Annotated in this window: 13 protein-coding genes; 8 read left to right on the top strand and 5 right to left on the bottom strand. The window is 71.0% G+C overall.

The window, feature by feature from the left end; translation table 11 throughout:
- Positions 1–22 precede the first annotated feature (22 nt).
- Positions 23–1,030 (top strand): Bug family tripartite tricarboxylate transporter substrate binding protein, encoded by a 1,008-nt coding sequence (locus AC57B8_RS01355; protein WP_159273126.1) that lies wholly within the window; start codon positions 23–25, stop codon positions 1,028–1,030.
- A gap of 1 nt (position 1,031) precedes the next feature.
- On the top strand, positions 1,032–1,739 hold the full coding sequence (locus AC57B8_RS01350; protein ID WP_159273127.1) for an arylmalonate decarboxylase: 708 nt from the start codon (positions 1,032–1,034) through the stop codon (positions 1,737–1,739).
- Between the two features lie 6 nt (positions 1,740–1,745).
- Here the strand turns inward: AC57B8_RS01350 and AC57B8_RS01345 are convergent, their stop codons facing one another.
- Genes AC57B8_RS01345 through AC57B8_RS01335 form a run of 3 tightly spaced genes read right to left on the bottom strand, consistent with a single transcriptional unit; the run spans position 1,746 to position 5,066 of the window.
- On the bottom strand, positions 1,746–3,107 hold the full coding sequence (locus AC57B8_RS01345; RefSeq protein WP_496478396.1) for an MmgE/PrpD family protein: 1,362 nt from the start codon (positions 3,105–3,107) through the stop codon (positions 1,746–1,748).
- Between the two features lie 10 nt (positions 3,108–3,117).
- Positions 3,118–4,278: an acyl-CoA dehydrogenase family protein gene (locus tag AC57B8_RS01340; protein ID WP_390341775.1), complete on the bottom strand. Its 1,161-nt coding sequence runs from the start codon at positions 4,276–4,278 to the stop codon at positions 3,118–3,120.
- A gap of 5 nt (positions 4,279–4,283) precedes the next feature.
- Entirely contained in the window at positions 4,284–5,066 is a 783-nt protein-coding gene (locus AC57B8_RS01335; protein WP_496478395.1) for a citryl-CoA lyase, read from the bottom strand.
- 144 nt (positions 5,067–5,210) lie between these two features.
- On the opposite strand from AC57B8_RS01335, the gene AC57B8_RS01330 reads away from it, so the two are divergent.
- The 3 genes from AC57B8_RS01330 to AC57B8_RS01320 are packed head-to-tail and all read left to right on the top strand — an operon-like array spanning position 5,211 to position 10,084.
- Positions 5,211–7,547 carry an acyl-CoA dehydrogenase family protein gene (locus AC57B8_RS01330; protein ID WP_496478394.1) on the top strand — a complete coding sequence of 779 codons (2,337 nt, stop codon included), beginning with the start codon at positions 5,211–5,213 and terminating at the stop codon, positions 7,545–7,547.
- A gap of 44 nt (positions 7,548–7,591) precedes the next feature.
- Positions 7,592–8,581 carry a Bug family tripartite tricarboxylate transporter substrate binding protein gene (locus tag AC57B8_RS01325; protein ID WP_496478393.1) on the top strand — a complete coding sequence of 330 codons (990 nt, stop codon included), beginning with the start codon at positions 7,592–7,594 and terminating at the stop codon, positions 8,579–8,581.
- A 3-nt stretch (positions 8,582–8,584) separates the two neighbouring features.
- Positions 8,585–10,084, top strand: a complete 1,500-nt coding sequence (locus AC57B8_RS01320; protein WP_496478392.1) for a class I adenylate-forming enzyme family protein — start codon at positions 8,585–8,587, stop codon at positions 10,082–10,084.
- Here AC57B8_RS01320 and AC57B8_RS01315 read toward each other — a convergent pair.
- A complete protein-coding gene (locus AC57B8_RS01315) occupies positions 10,047–10,514 on the bottom strand; it encodes a nuclear transport factor 2 family protein (protein ID WP_496478391.1) in 468 nt (155 codons plus the stop codon). The two genes, AC57B8_RS01320 and AC57B8_RS01315, sit on opposite strands and share 38 nt — an antisense overlap.
- Positions 10,515–10,696: 182 nt before the next feature.
- Here AC57B8_RS01315 and AC57B8_RS01310 point away from each other — a divergent pair, with 182 nt between their 5' ends.
- Both AC57B8_RS01310 and AC57B8_RS01305 read left to right on the top strand, forming a co-directional pair.
- Positions 10,697–10,876 (top strand): DUF3606 domain-containing protein, encoded by a 180-nt coding sequence (locus AC57B8_RS01310; RefSeq protein ID WP_062477985.1) that lies wholly within the window; start codon positions 10,697–10,699, stop codon positions 10,874–10,876.
- A gap of 180 nt (positions 10,877–11,056) precedes the next feature.
- Positions 11,057–11,737: a hypothetical protein gene (locus tag AC57B8_RS01305; protein ID WP_496478390.1), complete on the top strand. Its 681-nt coding sequence runs from the start codon at positions 11,057–11,059 to the stop codon at positions 11,735–11,737.
- Here the strand turns inward: AC57B8_RS01305 and AC57B8_RS01300 are convergent.
- Positions 11,683–12,834, bottom strand: coding sequence for a DNA topoisomerase IB (locus AC57B8_RS01300; RefSeq protein WP_496478389.1), 1,152 nt, complete (start codon positions 12,832–12,834; stop codon positions 11,683–11,685). The genes AC57B8_RS01305 and AC57B8_RS01300 overlap by 55 nt on opposite strands.
- Positions 12,835–12,936: 102 nt before the next feature.
- Between AC57B8_RS01300 and AC57B8_RS01295 the strand changes: the two genes are divergently transcribed.
- Positions 12,937–14,001 (top strand): purine-nucleoside phosphorylase, encoded by a 1,065-nt coding sequence (locus tag AC57B8_RS01295; protein WP_496478388.1) that lies wholly within the window; start codon positions 12,937–12,939, stop codon positions 13,999–14,001.
- Positions 14,002–14,003: the final 2 nt, after the last annotated feature.

Raw genomic sequence — 14,003 nt, 5'->3', positions numbered from 1 at the left:
TCCCGACCACCACGGAGACAAGATGAACGACAGAAGAACAGACGCCATGCGGCCCTCGCGCCGGCATGCCCTGCAGGCCGCCCTGGCCCTGGCCGGCCTGCTGGCCGCCGCACCCGCCGCGTGGGCGCAGAAGTTTCCCGACAAGCCCATCCGCATCGTCGTCGGCTACTCGGCCGGCGGCGGTGTCGACGCGGTCGCGCGCATGCTCAGCGCGCGCCTGCCCGCCGTGCTGGGCCAGCAGGTGCTGGTCGAAAACCGCACCGGCGCTACCGGCCTCATCGCGGCCGACCTCGTCGCCAAGGCGCCGCCCGACGGCTACACGCTGATGATGGGCGACAGCGCCTTGCTCATCGCCAAGCTGCTGCAGCCGAAGATCGCGATCGATCCGCTGACCAGCTTCAAGCCCGTGGCTGGTGCCTTCGTGTCGCCGCTGATGATCGTCGCGGGCAACGACTTTCCTGCGAAGACGCCCGCCGAACTCGTCAAGGAACTCAAGGCGCACCCGGGGCGTTATTCCTACGCGTCGTCGGGCGTGGGCACCGTGCAGCACCTGGGCTTCGAGATGCTCAAGCAATCCACCGGCGCGTTCGTGGTGCATGTGCCCTACCGCGGCGCGGCGCAGATCGTGCCCGACGTGGTCGGCGGCCAGGTGCCGCTGGGCGTGGTGAGCGCCACCGCCGCCATGGCGCAGTCGAAGGCGGGCAAGCTGCGCGCGCTCGCGCTGCTGAACAACGCGAAGCTCGAAGGCGCTGAGGGCGTGGCACCGCTGGCCGAGGCACTGCCGGGCTTCGACGTGGCGCCGCGCATCTTCCTGCTCGCACCGGCGGGCACGCCCAACGACGTGGTCGACAAGCTCTCGGCCGCCGTGAAGACCGTGCTCGACATGCCCGAGACGGGCACGGCCGCCGCCGCACAAGGCACGCTGCGCGCCTACGCCACGCCGGCCCAGCTGGGCAAGGACATGGCGGAGGAAACGACGCGATGGAAACGCATCATCACGGACCAGCGCATCGTGGCGGAGGGGAACTGAGGTGACACAGCCCCATCTCGGCCTCATCGTTCCGCCCGCAGCCGGCGCCGTGCCGGTCGACGGCCCGCTGCTCTACGGCGACCGCATCCGCTTCAGCGCCAAGGGCCTGGGCCTCGGCGAAATCTCCACGCGCGGCTACACCGAAGTGATCGACTCGGTCATCGGCAAGGCGCTGGAACTCAAGGCGGAAGGCGCGAGCGCCGTCTCCCTCATGGGCACCTCGCTGAGCTTCTTTCGCGGCGTTGCCTTCACCCGCCAGCTGAAGCGCGAGATGGAACAGGCCACGGGCCTGCCCTGCACGACGATGAGCGACGCCATCCTTGCAGGCCTGCGCCACCTGAAGGTGCGGCGCGTGGCCGTCGCCACGGCCTACATCGACGAGGTCAACACGCAGCTGCGCACCTACCTCGAACAGAGCGACTTCGAACCGTTGGCACTCGAAGGCCTGGCCATCTCCGACGTGCAGGCCGTGGGCCAGGTGTCGACCGAGGTGCTGGTCGACCTGTGCCTGAAGGTGTTCGACGACCAGCCCGGCGCCGACGGCCTCCTCATCTCGTGCGGCGGCCTCGTCACGCTCGATGCCGTGCGCGAGGTCGAGGCGCGCCTGCGGGTGCCCGTGGTGTCCAGTTCGCCCGCGGGCTTCTGGGACCTCGTGCGCACTGCCGGGCTCGATGCGCGCTCGCCGGGGCAGGGACGGCTGTTCGCCTGACCGGCCTCAGCCCAGCCAGCGCCCCACGCGGGCCGTGCCGGCCAGCTGCCAGACGCGCTCGCACAGCGCCTTCGCTTCGTCGGCCGTCGCGCCTTCGCCGTAGTGCGCCAGGCGCTGCATCTTGTCCTCGATCTCGGCGCGGCTCAGGCTATTGCCGGGGTCGCCCTTGGGCTCGTCGACACGGCCGGCCAGCGTGCGGCCGTCGGCGGTGTGCACGCTGACCTTGCCGATCCAGCGCGCGGGGTAGGCGGTGTCGACCTCGTCGTCGAGCGCCATCGTCACCTTCTCGCGGAAGGCCGAGACCTCGGGCGAGAGAAAGTCGCGGTCGAACTCGCCCAGGCCCGCGCGGCCATGCACGGCGATGAGGCCCAGCACCGTGCCCATGGAGAACTTGCCCTGGTGCACCGTGGCCGGCACCGTCACGCGGCCCAGCACGTCGATGGCGCCCTGGTGCACGTGCGTCGTGACCCGGGACACGTCGGCCGGTTGGAGCTGGTTCCGTTCCATCACCTGCAGCAGCGCGTCGGCAGCCGGGTGCGTGTGGCGGCAGGAGGCGTGGTACTTGAACGAGGTCTCGGCCAGCGTCCAGCGCGTGCCCAGGCCGTCGGTGAGCTTCACCGGATCGGCGTCGCTCGACATGCCCACGCCCAGCCCCTGCGCGCCTTCGAGAATCTTCGCCGCGCCCGTGAAGCCGTCCTGCGCGAGGTAGGCCGACATCAACCCGCTGGCCGCCGCGTGCGCGCAGTGCAGCTGCTTCGAATCGGCGGCGTCGCGCAGAAACTCCCACACACCGGCCGACTGCGTGCCGGCCGAGCCGAAGGCATGCAGCATCTGCTGCGGCGACAGCTCGAGCAGGCGGCCCACCGCCGCGGCTGCGGCGAGCGTGCCCGCCGTCGCGGTGGTGTGGAAGGTGCGGTAGTGCGACCGGCCCAGGAATTCGCCGACGCGGATGCCCACCTCGTAGCCCGCGACCACGGCCGTCAGCAGCTGCGCGCCGCTGGCGCCGAGGCTCTGTGCCACTGCGAGTGCGGGTGCGATGACCACGGCGGCGGGGTGGAACACCGAGCCGTTGTGCACGTCGTCCTGCTCCACGTAGTGCGAGGCCGCCGCGTTGACCATCGCCGCGAACAGCGGCGAGCTGGTGCGCCGCGAGGTGAGGATTTCGCTCGGGCCTTCAGCGGGGCCCATCATCTGCGCGAAGCGCTCGATGCTGCGTATCGGCCGCGCCGTGCGGGCCGCGAGCACCGAGCCGAGCCAGTCGAGCATCAGGTCTTCGGTGCGGCGCAGCACGGGCGCGGGAATGTCGGCGAACTTCAGCTCGGCCGCAAAGGTCGCGAGCACCTTGCTGGGGTGGTCGATGGCGTTCATGTGCAGTCCTTCAGAACGAGCGTGGCAGGCCGAGCATGTGCTCCGCCACGTAGCTCAGGATGAGGTTGGTCGAGATCGGCGCCACCTGGTACAGCCGCGTCTCTCGGAACTTGCGTTCGATGTCGTATTCGCATGCAAAGCCGAAGCCGCCGTGGAACTGCAGGCACGCGTTGGCCGCCTCCCAGCTCGCCTTGGCCGCGAGGTACTTCGCCATGTTGGCCTGCGCGCCGCAGGGCTGGCGCGCGTCGAACAGGCGGCAGGCCTCGTAGCGCATCAGGTTCGCGGCCTCGGTCTCGATGAAGGCTTCGGCAATCGGGAACTGCACGCCCTGGTTCTGCCCGATGGGGCGGCCGAACACCACGCGGTCCTTGGTGTAGGCCGTGACCTTGTCGATGAACCAGTAGCCGTCGCCGATGCACTCGGCCGCGATCAGCGTGCGCTCGGCGTTCAGGCCGTCGAGGATGTACTTGAAGCCCTGGCCTTCCTCGCCGATGAGGTTCTCGGCCGGGATCTCGAGGTTCTCGAAGAACAGCTCGTTGGTCTCGTGGTTCACCATGTTGAGGATGGGGCGCACCGTCATGCCTTTGCCGATGGCCTCGCGCAGGTCGACGATGAAGATCGACATGCCTTCCGACTTCTTCTTCACGTCCGCCAGCGGCGTGGTGCGCGCCAGCAGGATCATCAGGTCCGAATGCTGGATGCGCGAGATCCACACCTTCTGTCCGTTGATGACGTAGCGGTCGCCCTTCTTCACGGCGGTGGTCTTGATCTTCGTGGTGTCGGTGCCGGTGGTCGGCTCAGTGACGCCCATCGACTGCAGGCGCAGCTCGCCGCTGGCGATCTTCGGCAGGTACTGGCGCTTCTGCGCTTCGCTGCCGTGGCGCAGCAGCGTGCCCATGTTGTACATCTGGCCGTGGCAGGCGCCCGAGTTGCCGCCGCAGCGGTTGATCTCTTCCATGATCACCGAGGCTTCGGTCAGGCCCAGGCCCGAGCCGCCGTACTCCTGCGGGATCAGGGCGGCCATCCAGCCGGCCTTCGTGAGCGCATCGACGAACTCGGCGGGGTAGCCGCGCGCCTCGTCGACCTTGCGGAAGTACTCGTTGGGAAACTGCGCGCACAGGTCGCGCACGGCGTCGCGGATGTCGGGGAAACGGTTGTCGGTAGCGATCATCGTGTTCAGTCTTGGCGGGGGCCGCCCGCTTCCTTTTCGACGCGTTGCCAGATCTCGATGGCCATCGGGTCATCGATCTCCTCGAGGATGTGGCCCACGAGGCCGATGGCGCGCGCCATCACGCCGAAGCCGCGAATGATCTTCCACGGAAAGCCGAACTCGGCCGCAATCGCGCCGATGGCGCCGGTGGCATTGATCGGCAGCGACTTGCCCGACACGCGCTCGGCCTCTTCCTGCACGGCCTGCATCAGCGCGACGTAGTGACTCGACAGCCCGTTCTCGGCCGCGATCTGAAAGAGGCGCGGCGTGCGCGGATCGATCGGCTTGTGCAGCGGATGGCCCAGGCCCGGCACGATGATCTTGCGCGCGCGGTGGTCGGCCACGATGTCCTTCGCCATATCGGCCAGCGGACGCGTCGGCTTCTCGCCGAAGGGAATGGCCTCGTAGAGCATCTTCGCGGCGCCTTCTGTGCTGCCCACGAACACGCTGCCCAGCCCGCACAGGCCCGCGGCCACGGCGGCCTGCAGGGCTTCGGGTGCGCCGGCGTAGGTGAGCCGCGCGGCCAGCGCGCTGGGCGTCACGCCGTGCTCCACCAGCGTGACGACGATGGCGTTGAAGGTCACGGATTCCTGCGGCGTCGGGATGCGGCCCGTCAGCTCCAGGAAGGCCATGTCGCCCAGGTTGAGGTGGCCGAGGATTTCCGAGGGCAGGTCGCGCCCGCGCACGGTGATCTTGTCGGGCGTGCTGTGGCCGAGGTCGGTGTGCAGGGATTTCTTGATCTTTGTCATGGCCGCAAATCTATCCCCGCGCGCGCCCGCAGGCGCTCAGTGATTGCGAAACCCTCCCTTCCGCAATCGCGAATGCCCGTCGGCGAGGTCTTCGGGCACGCTGCGACTCGTCATTGCAACGGAAAAGAAAAGGCAGACAGCGCGATGGATTCCGACTCACTCCTGGCCGTGCGCGAAGCGGCGCTCGACTACTTCACCCGCAGCGGCGCCACCGCGCGACGCCGCGCCCGCACCGAACACCCGCAGGCCGACGAGGGCCACGGATGGGACGAGATCGCCGCGCTCGGCTGGCCCGGCATGCTGGCGCCCGAAGCGGCCGGCGGCCTCGCGCTGGGGCTCGACGGCGCCGCCGAGATCCTGCGCGCGGCCGGCGAGCATGCGGCGCCCGAGCCGCTGCTGGCGGTGGCGGGCCTGAGCGCGCTGCTGCTGGCGCGGCTCGACACGCCGGCGGCGCGTGTCCTGCTGGCCGAGCTGGTGGCAGGCCGCAGCCTGCCCGCGCTGGCGTGGCAGGAAAGCGCGGGCGACCTCAGCGCCGTGCCGCTGGCCTGCGGCTGCGAGGCGCGCGCGGGTCAGGGGGGCGGCGTGCTGCTGCAGGGCGACAAGCTCATGGTGCTTCCCGGTGCCGCCGCCAGCGGCTGGCTGGTGTCGGCGCGCGGCGAGGACGACGCCGTGCTGCTGTGGGTGCCGCGCGGCACAGAGGGCGTGAGCGAGACGATCGTGCCGCTGGTCGATGGCAGCCAGGCAGCCAACCTTCGCTTCGAAGAGGTCGTGCTGCCAGCCGACGCCGTGCTGGCCAGCGGGCCGGCCGCGCAGGAGGCGTTGCGCCAGGCGCTCGCGGCCGGGCAGATCTTGCAGGCCGCGGAGCTGCTCGGCGCAGGGCAGGCGATGCTGGCGCAGACGCTGGCCTACCTGCGCACGCGCTCGCAGTTCGGCAAGCCCATCGGCAGCTTCCAGGCGCTGCAGCACCGCAGCGTCGACATGTTCATCCACCTCGAGGTGGCGCAGGCCACGCTCAACGAGGTGCTGGCGCTGGCAAGCGACGGCGCGTTGCCTTCTGACCGGCTCGAAGCCGAGGCCAGCCGCGTCAACGCGCGGTGCACGGCTGCCGCGCTGCAGGCGTCGCGCGCGGCGGTGCAGCTGCACGGGGCCATCGGCTACACGCAGGAGTGCGACCTGAGCCTGTTCTACAAGCGCGTGCTGTGCCTGTCGGCGTGGCTGGGCAACGCCACGGCGCACCAGCGCCGGCATGCCGCGCTGACCGGCGAGGCCGAGGCCGCTGCGAGCGGCGCCGTGGCCTGGAATGGCGAGTTCCTCGCGCGCACCACCGACTGGTCCGCCATGCCCGAGGCCGAGTTCCGCCGCATGGTGCGCGGCTTCCTGCAGCAGCGCTATCCGGCGCATCTGCGCTACCTGTCGCACCGCGCGCGCTGGAGCGAGATGCGCGAGTGGTACCTCACGCTCTCGGCGCAGGGCTGGATCGCGCCGGCCTGGCCGCAGTCGCACGGCGGCATGGGCCTGCCGGCGGACAAGCTCATCGCCTGGATCGAGGAGCTGGAGCAGCACGGCGTGGCGCGCGCGCCCGACCAGGGCATCGTGATGATCGGCCCGCTGCTGATCCAGCACGGCACGCCCGAACAGCAGCAGCGCTTTCTGCCGCGCATCCTCAGCGGCGAGCACGTGTGGTGCCAGGGCTATTCGGAGCCCAATGCCGGCTCCGACCTGGCCGGCCTGCGCACCGAGGCGGTGGCCGGGCACGACGCACAGGGCGATCACTTCGTCGTCAACGGCCAGAAGATCTGGACCACGCTCGCGCAGGACGCCAACCACATCTTCATGCTCGTGCGCACCGACAAGGGCGCGCGCAAGCAGGAGGGCATCAGCTTCCTGCTGTGCGACCTGCGCACGCCGGGCGTCACGGTGCGGCCGATCCACACGCTGGCGGGCGAGCCCGAGTTCTGCGAGGTGTTCTTCGACAACGTGCGCGTGCCGGCCGACCAGCTCGTGGGCCGGTTGCACGGCGGCTGGACCATCGCGAAGGCGCTGCTGGGCTTCGAGCGCATCTTCCTGGGCAGCCCCAAGCAGTCGCAGTACGCGCTGGGCCAGCTGGCACGGCTCGGGCAGGCACGGCGGCTGTTCGCCGACCCGGTGTTCGCGCAGCGCTTCGCGGCGCTGCGGCTCGACGTGCTCGACCTGTCGGCCGCCTACACGGGCTTTGCCGACATCGTGCGCGCGGGCAAGCCCTTGCCGGCCTCGGTGTCGCTGCTGAAGATCTGGGCCAGCGAGACCTACCACCGCATCGGCGCGCTGCTGGTCGAGGCCGGCGAAGAGCAGGGCGCGGTCGCGGGCGACCAGGTGCTCGACGGCCAGAGCTTCAACGTGCTCTCGCCGCTCATCGGCGCCACCGCCGCCATGATCTACGGCGGCACGAACGAGATCCAGCGCAACATCCTCGCGCGGCAAGTCCTGGACCTGCCGGCCTGAGCGATGTGAGCCGCCAAAGACATACACAACTGGAGACAACGCTCATGCAATCCCTCGACCTCTTTTCGCGCCGCCAGCTCATGGCCGCGCTGGCGGGCGGCGCGGCGCTGGCCGCACTGCCGCACCGCGCCTTCGCGCAGCAGCCGCTGCCGCCGCTCATCAAGCTGGTGGTGGGCTATTCGGCCGGCGGGCCGGTGGACGGCGCCGCGCGCCTGCTCGCGCCCGCGCTGGGCCAGGAGCTGGGCACGCAGGTGATCGTGGACAACCGGCCCGGCGCCGCCGGCTCGCTCGGCGGCAACGCCGTGGCCAAGGCGCCGCCCGACGGTGCGATGCTGTTCTTCGGCGCGAGCCCGACCATCACCATCAACCCGAACGTGCAGCGCAGCATGCCCTTCGACCCGATGAAGGACCTCACGCCGCTGGCGCCGCTGGTCGACTACACCAACGTGCTGGTGGTCAACAACGACCTGCCGGTGCGCAACGTGGGCGAGCTGCTGGCCTATGCCAAGGCCAAGCCCGGCAAGCTGTTCTACGGCTCGGCGGGCGTGGGCGCGTCGAACCACCTGAGCGGCGCGCTGCTCGAGAAGATGAGCGGCGTGCAGCTCACGCACGTGCCCTACAAGGGCAGCGCCCCGGCGCTGGCCGACGTGATGGCCGGCACCGTGCCGATGATGTTCGACATCATCGCCACCTCGCGGCCCTTCATCCAGTCGGGGAAGCTGCGTGCGCTGGCCGTCACCTCGCGCCAGCGCAACCGCATGCTGCCCGACGTGCCGACCATGATCGAGTCGGGCGTGCCCGGCTATGACGTGGGCGGCTGGTTCGGCCTGTACGGCCCGGCGCGCATGGACCCGACGCTGGTGGCGCGCGTGAACGCCGCGGCGCAGAAGATGCTGGCGCGCGAAGACATCGCGCACCGCCTGCGCGAGCAGGGCTACGAGGTCTGGGCGGGCGCGCCGGAGGTGCTCGCGACCAAGGGCGTGTCGGACCGCAAGCTGTGGGCCAGCGCCTCCAAGGGCATCGAGGCGGAATAGCCGATGCAGCCCCGCATTCATCACCTGCTCGAAGACCGCGCCGCCCGCACACCGGACGCGGTGTTCCTCCACGAACCCGATGGCACCACCACCTATGGCGCACTGCAGGCCATGGTCGAGACCGCCGCGAACGACCTGCTCGCCGCCGGCGTGCGGCCGACCGACCGCGTGCTGCTGGTGGCCGAGAACTGCGCCGCCCACATCGCGCTGCTGCTGGCCTGCAGCCGCGTGGGCGCGTGGTCGTGCGGCGTCAACGCGCGCATGTCGCCGGGCGAGATCGCCGCCATCGCCGAGCGCGCTGACGCGCGGCTGTGTGGCTTCACCACCGATGCGTCCGATGCGGCGCGCACGCATGCGCAGCGCGCGTCGGCCGTGCCGGCCACGCTGCCCGGCGTGATGTTCACCGCCGCGCGCGCCGACGCCCGCCCCGAGCCCGACCCGGCGCTGGCCGATGCCGCCGCGATCATCTTCACCTCCGGCACCTCGGGCACGCCCAAGGGCGTGATGGTGTCGCACCGCGGGCTGCTGCACTTCGGCCGCGTGTCGGCGGCGGTGCGCGCGCTCGACACGCGCGACCGCGTCTACGCCTTCCTGCCGATGACCCACATCTTCGGCATCGGCACCGTGCTGATGGCCGCGCTCACGGGCGGGGCCGCGCTGGTGCTGCGCGGCAGCTTCTCGCCGGCCGACATGCTCGAGGCGCTGGCGCACGGGCAGGTGTCGAACCTGCTCGGGCCGCCGACCATGTACGCGCGGCTGCTGGCGCACATCGAGGCGCAGCAGCTGGCGCCGCGCTTTCCGCAGCTGCGCTACGTGTACACCGGCTCCGCGCCGCTCGACCCCGCGCTCAAGCAGCGCGTGGAGCGGCTGTTCGGCCAGCCGCTGCACTACGGCTACGGCCTGTCGGAGTACGCGGGCTCGGTGTTCCTCACGCGCACCGAGGCGCCGCGCGCCGACACCTCGGCCGGCTACGTGGTCGAGGGCGGCGAGGGGCGCATCGTGACGCCCGAGGGCATCGAAGCCGCCATCGGCGACACCGGCGAGATCTGGCTGCGCGGCCCGGGCCTGATGCTGGGCTACTTCCGCGACGCGCCCGCCACCGCGCAGGTGATGCGCCCCGGCGGCTGGTACGCCACCGGCGACCTCGGCCGCTTCGACGCCGACGGCGCGCTGTTCGTGGTGGGGCGGCTGAAGGAAATGATCATCCGCTCGGGCTTCAACGTGTACCCGGCCGAGGTCGAGGCGGTGATCGGCCGTTTCGCCGGCGTGCACCTGTGCGCCGTGGTCGGCGTGCCCGAGGCCGACGGCAACGAGCAGATCGTCGCCTTCGTCGAGCTGAACCCTGGCGCGGTGCTCGACGAAGCGGCGCTGCGCGCGCACCTGGCCGAGCACCTGTCGCCCTACAAGCGGCCCGCGCGCATCGAGGTGATCGAGGCGATGCCGACCACCGCCAACGGCAAGCTGCTCAAGCGGGAACTGCAAGCACGGGCCCGGCAGCCCTGAGGTCAGAGGGAAGGTCGCCGATGACGCTGCGGCGGCCCTTCTGCGTGTCCATGTACTCGCGCATGCGGGCGATGCGGCCCTCGCGCAGCGCGAGGATGAAGCAGTAGTCGTTGTCGTAGGGCCGGCCGTTGGCGAGCATGGCCTGCAGGCGCATTTCCAACACGACGGTGTCGCCTTCGCAGAGCAGGTGGGTGAAGTCCACCGACACGTCGGCCACGAACAGCTTCGGAAACTCCTCGACCAGGAAGCGCACGATCGTGTCAGGCCCGATCATGTGGTCGGTGAAGCCCAGGGCCACGCCGGTGGCGTTGTCCTTGGGCGCCAGCCATTCGGCGTCGTCGGTGAAGGCGGCGCGCACGCGCTGCGGGTCGCGGCTGGCGAAGGCCTTCCAGGCGTCGACGACGGCGCGCTTGTTCTGCTCGGGGGTCATGGGGTGTGCGGGGATGAAGTGAAGGAGCGGCGACGATAGGGGCGCCGCGTTGCGCCGGCCCGCTGCTTCCGGACATCTGCAACGCGCTCTCGGACTTATCCTGCAAGGAGCCGCGCTGCTGTCCGCCAGCCGATCCTCCGTGCAGGCCGCATCGTGGGAGCCTTCAACAAGGAATCCACGCCATGGCCGATGACCTGAGCAAGCGCGGACCGCAGGATGCGGCCCGCATCAATGTCAACGAACTCCACGAGGTTCGCTACTGGACCCAGACGCTGGGCGTGACCGAGGCGCAGCTGCGCTCGGCCGTCGCGGCCGCCGGGGTCGAGGTGAAGGACGTGCGCACCTACCTCGGCAAGCCCTGAGCGCGCGCTGAAGGTGCGGCCCGGCGGGCAGGGCGCGCGTAGGCAGGCTCCTACAGCCGCGGCGCGGAGCGGGGCCGATACTCGTGGCCTTGTTCCCGCCTTCAGGAATCCTGCCTTGACCGTGCTCCCTGCCGCCTCTCGTCCCACGGGCCGCGCGCCCTTGCGGGCCGCTGCGCCGCGATGAAGTCGTCTCCCAGCGCCCGCAGCTGGATTGCGGCCGGCGTGCGCCACGAGCTGCTCACGCGCGCCCTGCCGGCGCTGCGGCACGACATGACGGCGCCCGTCTCGGTGATCCGCATGGCGGTGTTGATGCTCAAGCGCCAGGTGGCGGCCGACCCCGTCGACCCCGCGGCCTGCGAGGAGCGGGTGAACCTCATCGACAGCCAGGTGTCCGAGCTGGTGGCCGCGATCCGCTCGCTGCGCGACTGGGAACTGGCCACCACCGACGACGGCATCACGCGCAGTGCGCTGGTGGCGCAGTGCATGACGCTGATGCGCTCGGCTTTCGACCTGCACGGCGTGGCGCTCGAGGTCGACGACGCGCTCGCCACCCCGCAGGACGACGAGCCGCGCTGGCCCAATGCCGCCGCGCTGCGCTACCTGTTCCTGGGCGCGCTGGGCTACCTGCACGACGGTGTGGACGAGGCCGGCACCATCCGCATCGAGCCCGACGGCACCGACGCGCTGCGCCTGCACGCCCGGGTGCGCGAGGCCGGCGGCGCGAACGCGGTGCTCGACGCCCACCGCGCGCCGCGCGCCCTGGCCATCGACACCGTGGCGCTGCAGAACCTGGCCGAAGACCTCGGCTACGCCGTGCTGCTCGACGCAGACACCGTGCGCTTCGCCCTCGCCGCAGGCTGAGGCGTCCGCAGGAAGGCGAGCAATCGCCGCTCCGCCGCGACCAGGCCGCGCGCCGGGCCGGCTGTGGCGGCGCGGGCCGCGATCTTCTCCAGCAAAGTGCCCGTCGCCGCCGTGTCGTCCTCGCGCGCCAGCGCCTCGCCCAGCGCCAGCACGGTCGGGTGCACGTAGGCTTTCTTGCAGACCGCCGGCGTGTTGCCGAGCTGCCGCGCCACGGCCGCGAGGATGTCCCTGGCGCCGGGCCGGCGCTCGCCCTCCCAGGCACAGGCCAGCCGCGTGAGCTCCAGCGCCTGCACCGTGCCGTGCCAGGTGCGGAAGTCCTTGGCGGTGAAGCGCTCGCCGTCGCCCTTGTCAGTCGCCTCGGCGATGTAGTCGTTCACGTCGTTGGACGACACGCCGCGCACCTCGCCCGCTTCGTCCGTGTACTGGAACAGCGCCTGCCCCGGCAGCTGCTGGCACTGGCGCACCACGCGGGCCACGCGCGGGTCGTCGACGCGGGCCTCGTGCGCCACGCCGCTCTTGCCGCGAAAGCGCAGCCGCAGCGCCGAGCCCTGCACCGCCGCGTGGCGGTTGCGCAGCGTGGTGAGGCCGAACGAGCCGTTGCTGCTCGCATAGGCCTCGTTGCCCACGCGCAGCAGCGTGGTGTCGAGCAGGCGCACCAGCGTGGCGATCACCTGCGCGCGACCGGGCGTGCGGGTGCCGGCGCGCAGGTCGCGCGCCACGCGGGCGCGCAAACGGGGCAGGGCGCGCCCGAAGGCCGCGAGGCGCTCGAACTTGGTGCCGTCCTGCAGCGCACGCCAGTCGGGGTGGTAGCGGTACTGCGTGCGGCCGCGCGCGTCCAGGCCCGTGGCCTGCAGGTGGCCCTGCGGCAGCGGGCAGATCCACACCTCGGTGTAGGCCGGCGGAATGGCCAGGCTGCGGATGCGCGCGAGCGCGTCGGCGTCGCGCAGCCAGCGGCCGTGCGCGTCGCGGTAGCGAAAGCCGTCGCCCCACTTCAGCCGGCGGATGCCCGGCATGCCGGGGTTCACGTAGACCAGCCCGCCGGCCAGCGCTGAGGTGGCAGCCGGCGCGGGCCGGCATGGGGTTTGCATCGAAGGCATGACATCGCGCTTGTGCCAGCATCGACAATCGTGCGGTGTAGGACGCCGCACGCTGTTGCCGAGGCGCGCTTTCCTTTCCTTCCTTCTCTTCGGATTCCACCCATGTCCCTCCTGAACTCCCGTCGCTTCTCCCTGGGCAGCCGCGGCCTGGCGCTGTGCGGCGCCGTGCTGCTCGCCACGGCCTGTGCCTCCACCTCGCCCACGGCCGACACCCGCGCTGCCGCCGCCGCCACCGGCGCCCCCGTCAAGGTGAAGGTGTTCGTGGCCGCCATGTTCGAGATCGGCCAGAACACCGGCGACCGCGCCGGCGAGTTCCAGCACTGGTACGAGCGCTACTGGAAGGGCGCGACGCCCGTGGCCGTGCCCGGCGCGCTGCAGCCCGTGTACTGCAACGCCGACGGCGTGTGCGGCGCGGTGCTGGGCATGGGCAAGGTCAACTCGTCGTCGTCGATGCAGGCCATCCTGCTGAACCCGAAGTTCGACTTCTCGCAGGCCTACTACGTGATCTCCGGCGTGGCCGGCACACCGCCGCAGCGCGGCACCATCGGCGAGGTGAGCTGGGCCACCTGGCTGGTCGACTACGACCTCGGCCACCGCTGGGCGCCCGAAGAGAACAAGCCCGGCGAACCCACCTTCATGCCGCGCAAGGGCTACGAGGAGTACCGCCGCTTCAAGCTCAACCCCGACCTCGTCGGCTGGGCCATGAAGCTGTCGGCCGACACGCCGCTCAAGGACGCGGAATCGGCGCGCAAGTACCGCCTGCGCTACCCCGACGCCGCCGCGCGCCGCGCCCCCTTCGTGGGCACCGGCACGCACATGACGGGCGACACCTTCTTCCACGGCCCCGGCATGTCGAAGCAGGCGCAGTACATCGCCAAGCTCTATGGCGCCGACGACTACGTGATCACCGAAATGGAAGCCGCTGCCATCACCCTCGTGATCAAGCGCACCCACGGCACCGACCGCGTGATGAGCCTGCGCGGGGCGGTCAACTTCGACCAGGGCAACCCGAAGGAAAGCACGCTGCAGCACCTGGACCCGGCACCGGGCGAGACGGCGGGCGGCTTTGCCGAGACGGTGGAGAACATCGCGCTGGTGGGCACGCGCGTGGTCGATCACATCGTGAAGAACTGGCCCACCTGGTCGGTGGGCGTGCCCAAGCCCTGAAG

The organism is Variovorax sp. BGA-UO-ETr-C22 (assembly GCF_059567965.1).
The sequence above is the reverse complement of the archived record's forward strand: the minus strand, read 5'-3'. Positions and strand labels throughout refer to the sequence as shown.

Bases quoted from the DNA above. Each gene is read 5' to 3' on its own strand.
- AC57B8_RS01345 (WP_496478396.1), bottom strand. From the start codon at position 3,107: ATGAACGCCATCGACCACCCCAGCAAGGTGCTCGCGACCTTTGCGGCC.
- AC57B8_RS01315 (WP_496478391.1), bottom strand. From the start codon at position 10,514: ATGACCCCCGAGCAGAACAAGCGCGCCGTCGTCGACGCCTGGAAGGCC.
- AC57B8_RS01305 (WP_496478390.1), top strand. From the start codon at position 11,057: ATGAAGTCGTCTCCCAGCGCCCGCAGCTGGATTGCGGCCGGCGTGCGC.
- AC57B8_RS01295 (WP_496478388.1), top strand. From the start codon at position 12,937: ATGTCCCTCCTGAACTCCCGTCGCTTCTCCCTGGGCAGCCGCGGCCTG.
- AC57B8_RS01325 (WP_496478393.1), top strand. From the start codon at position 7,592: ATGCAATCCCTCGACCTCTTTTCGCGCCGCCAGCTCATGGCCGCGCTG.
- AC57B8_RS01340 (WP_390341775.1), bottom strand. From the start codon at position 4,278: ATGATCGCTACCGACAACCGTTTCCCCGACATCCGCGACGCCGTGCGC.
- AC57B8_RS01320 (WP_496478392.1), top strand. From the start codon at position 8,585: ATGCAGCCCCGCATTCATCACCTGCTCGAAGACCGCGCCGCCCGCACA.
- AC57B8_RS01335 (WP_496478395.1), bottom strand. From the start codon at position 5,066: ATGACAAAGATCAAGAAATCCCTGCACACCGACCTCGGCCACAGCACG.
- AC57B8_RS01355 (WP_159273126.1), top strand. From the start codon at position 23: ATGAACGACAGAAGAACAGACGCCATGCGGCCCTCGCGCCGGCATGCC.
- AC57B8_RS01300 (WP_496478389.1), bottom strand. From the start codon at position 12,834: ATGCCTTCGATGCAAACCCCATGCCGGCCCGCGCCGGCTGCCACCTCA.
- AC57B8_RS01310 (WP_062477985.1), top strand. From the start codon at position 10,697: ATGGCCGATGACCTGAGCAAGCGCGGACCGCAGGATGCGGCCCGCATC.
- AC57B8_RS01330 (WP_496478394.1), top strand. From the start codon at position 5,211: ATGGATTCCGACTCACTCCTGGCCGTGCGCGAAGCGGCGCTCGACTAC.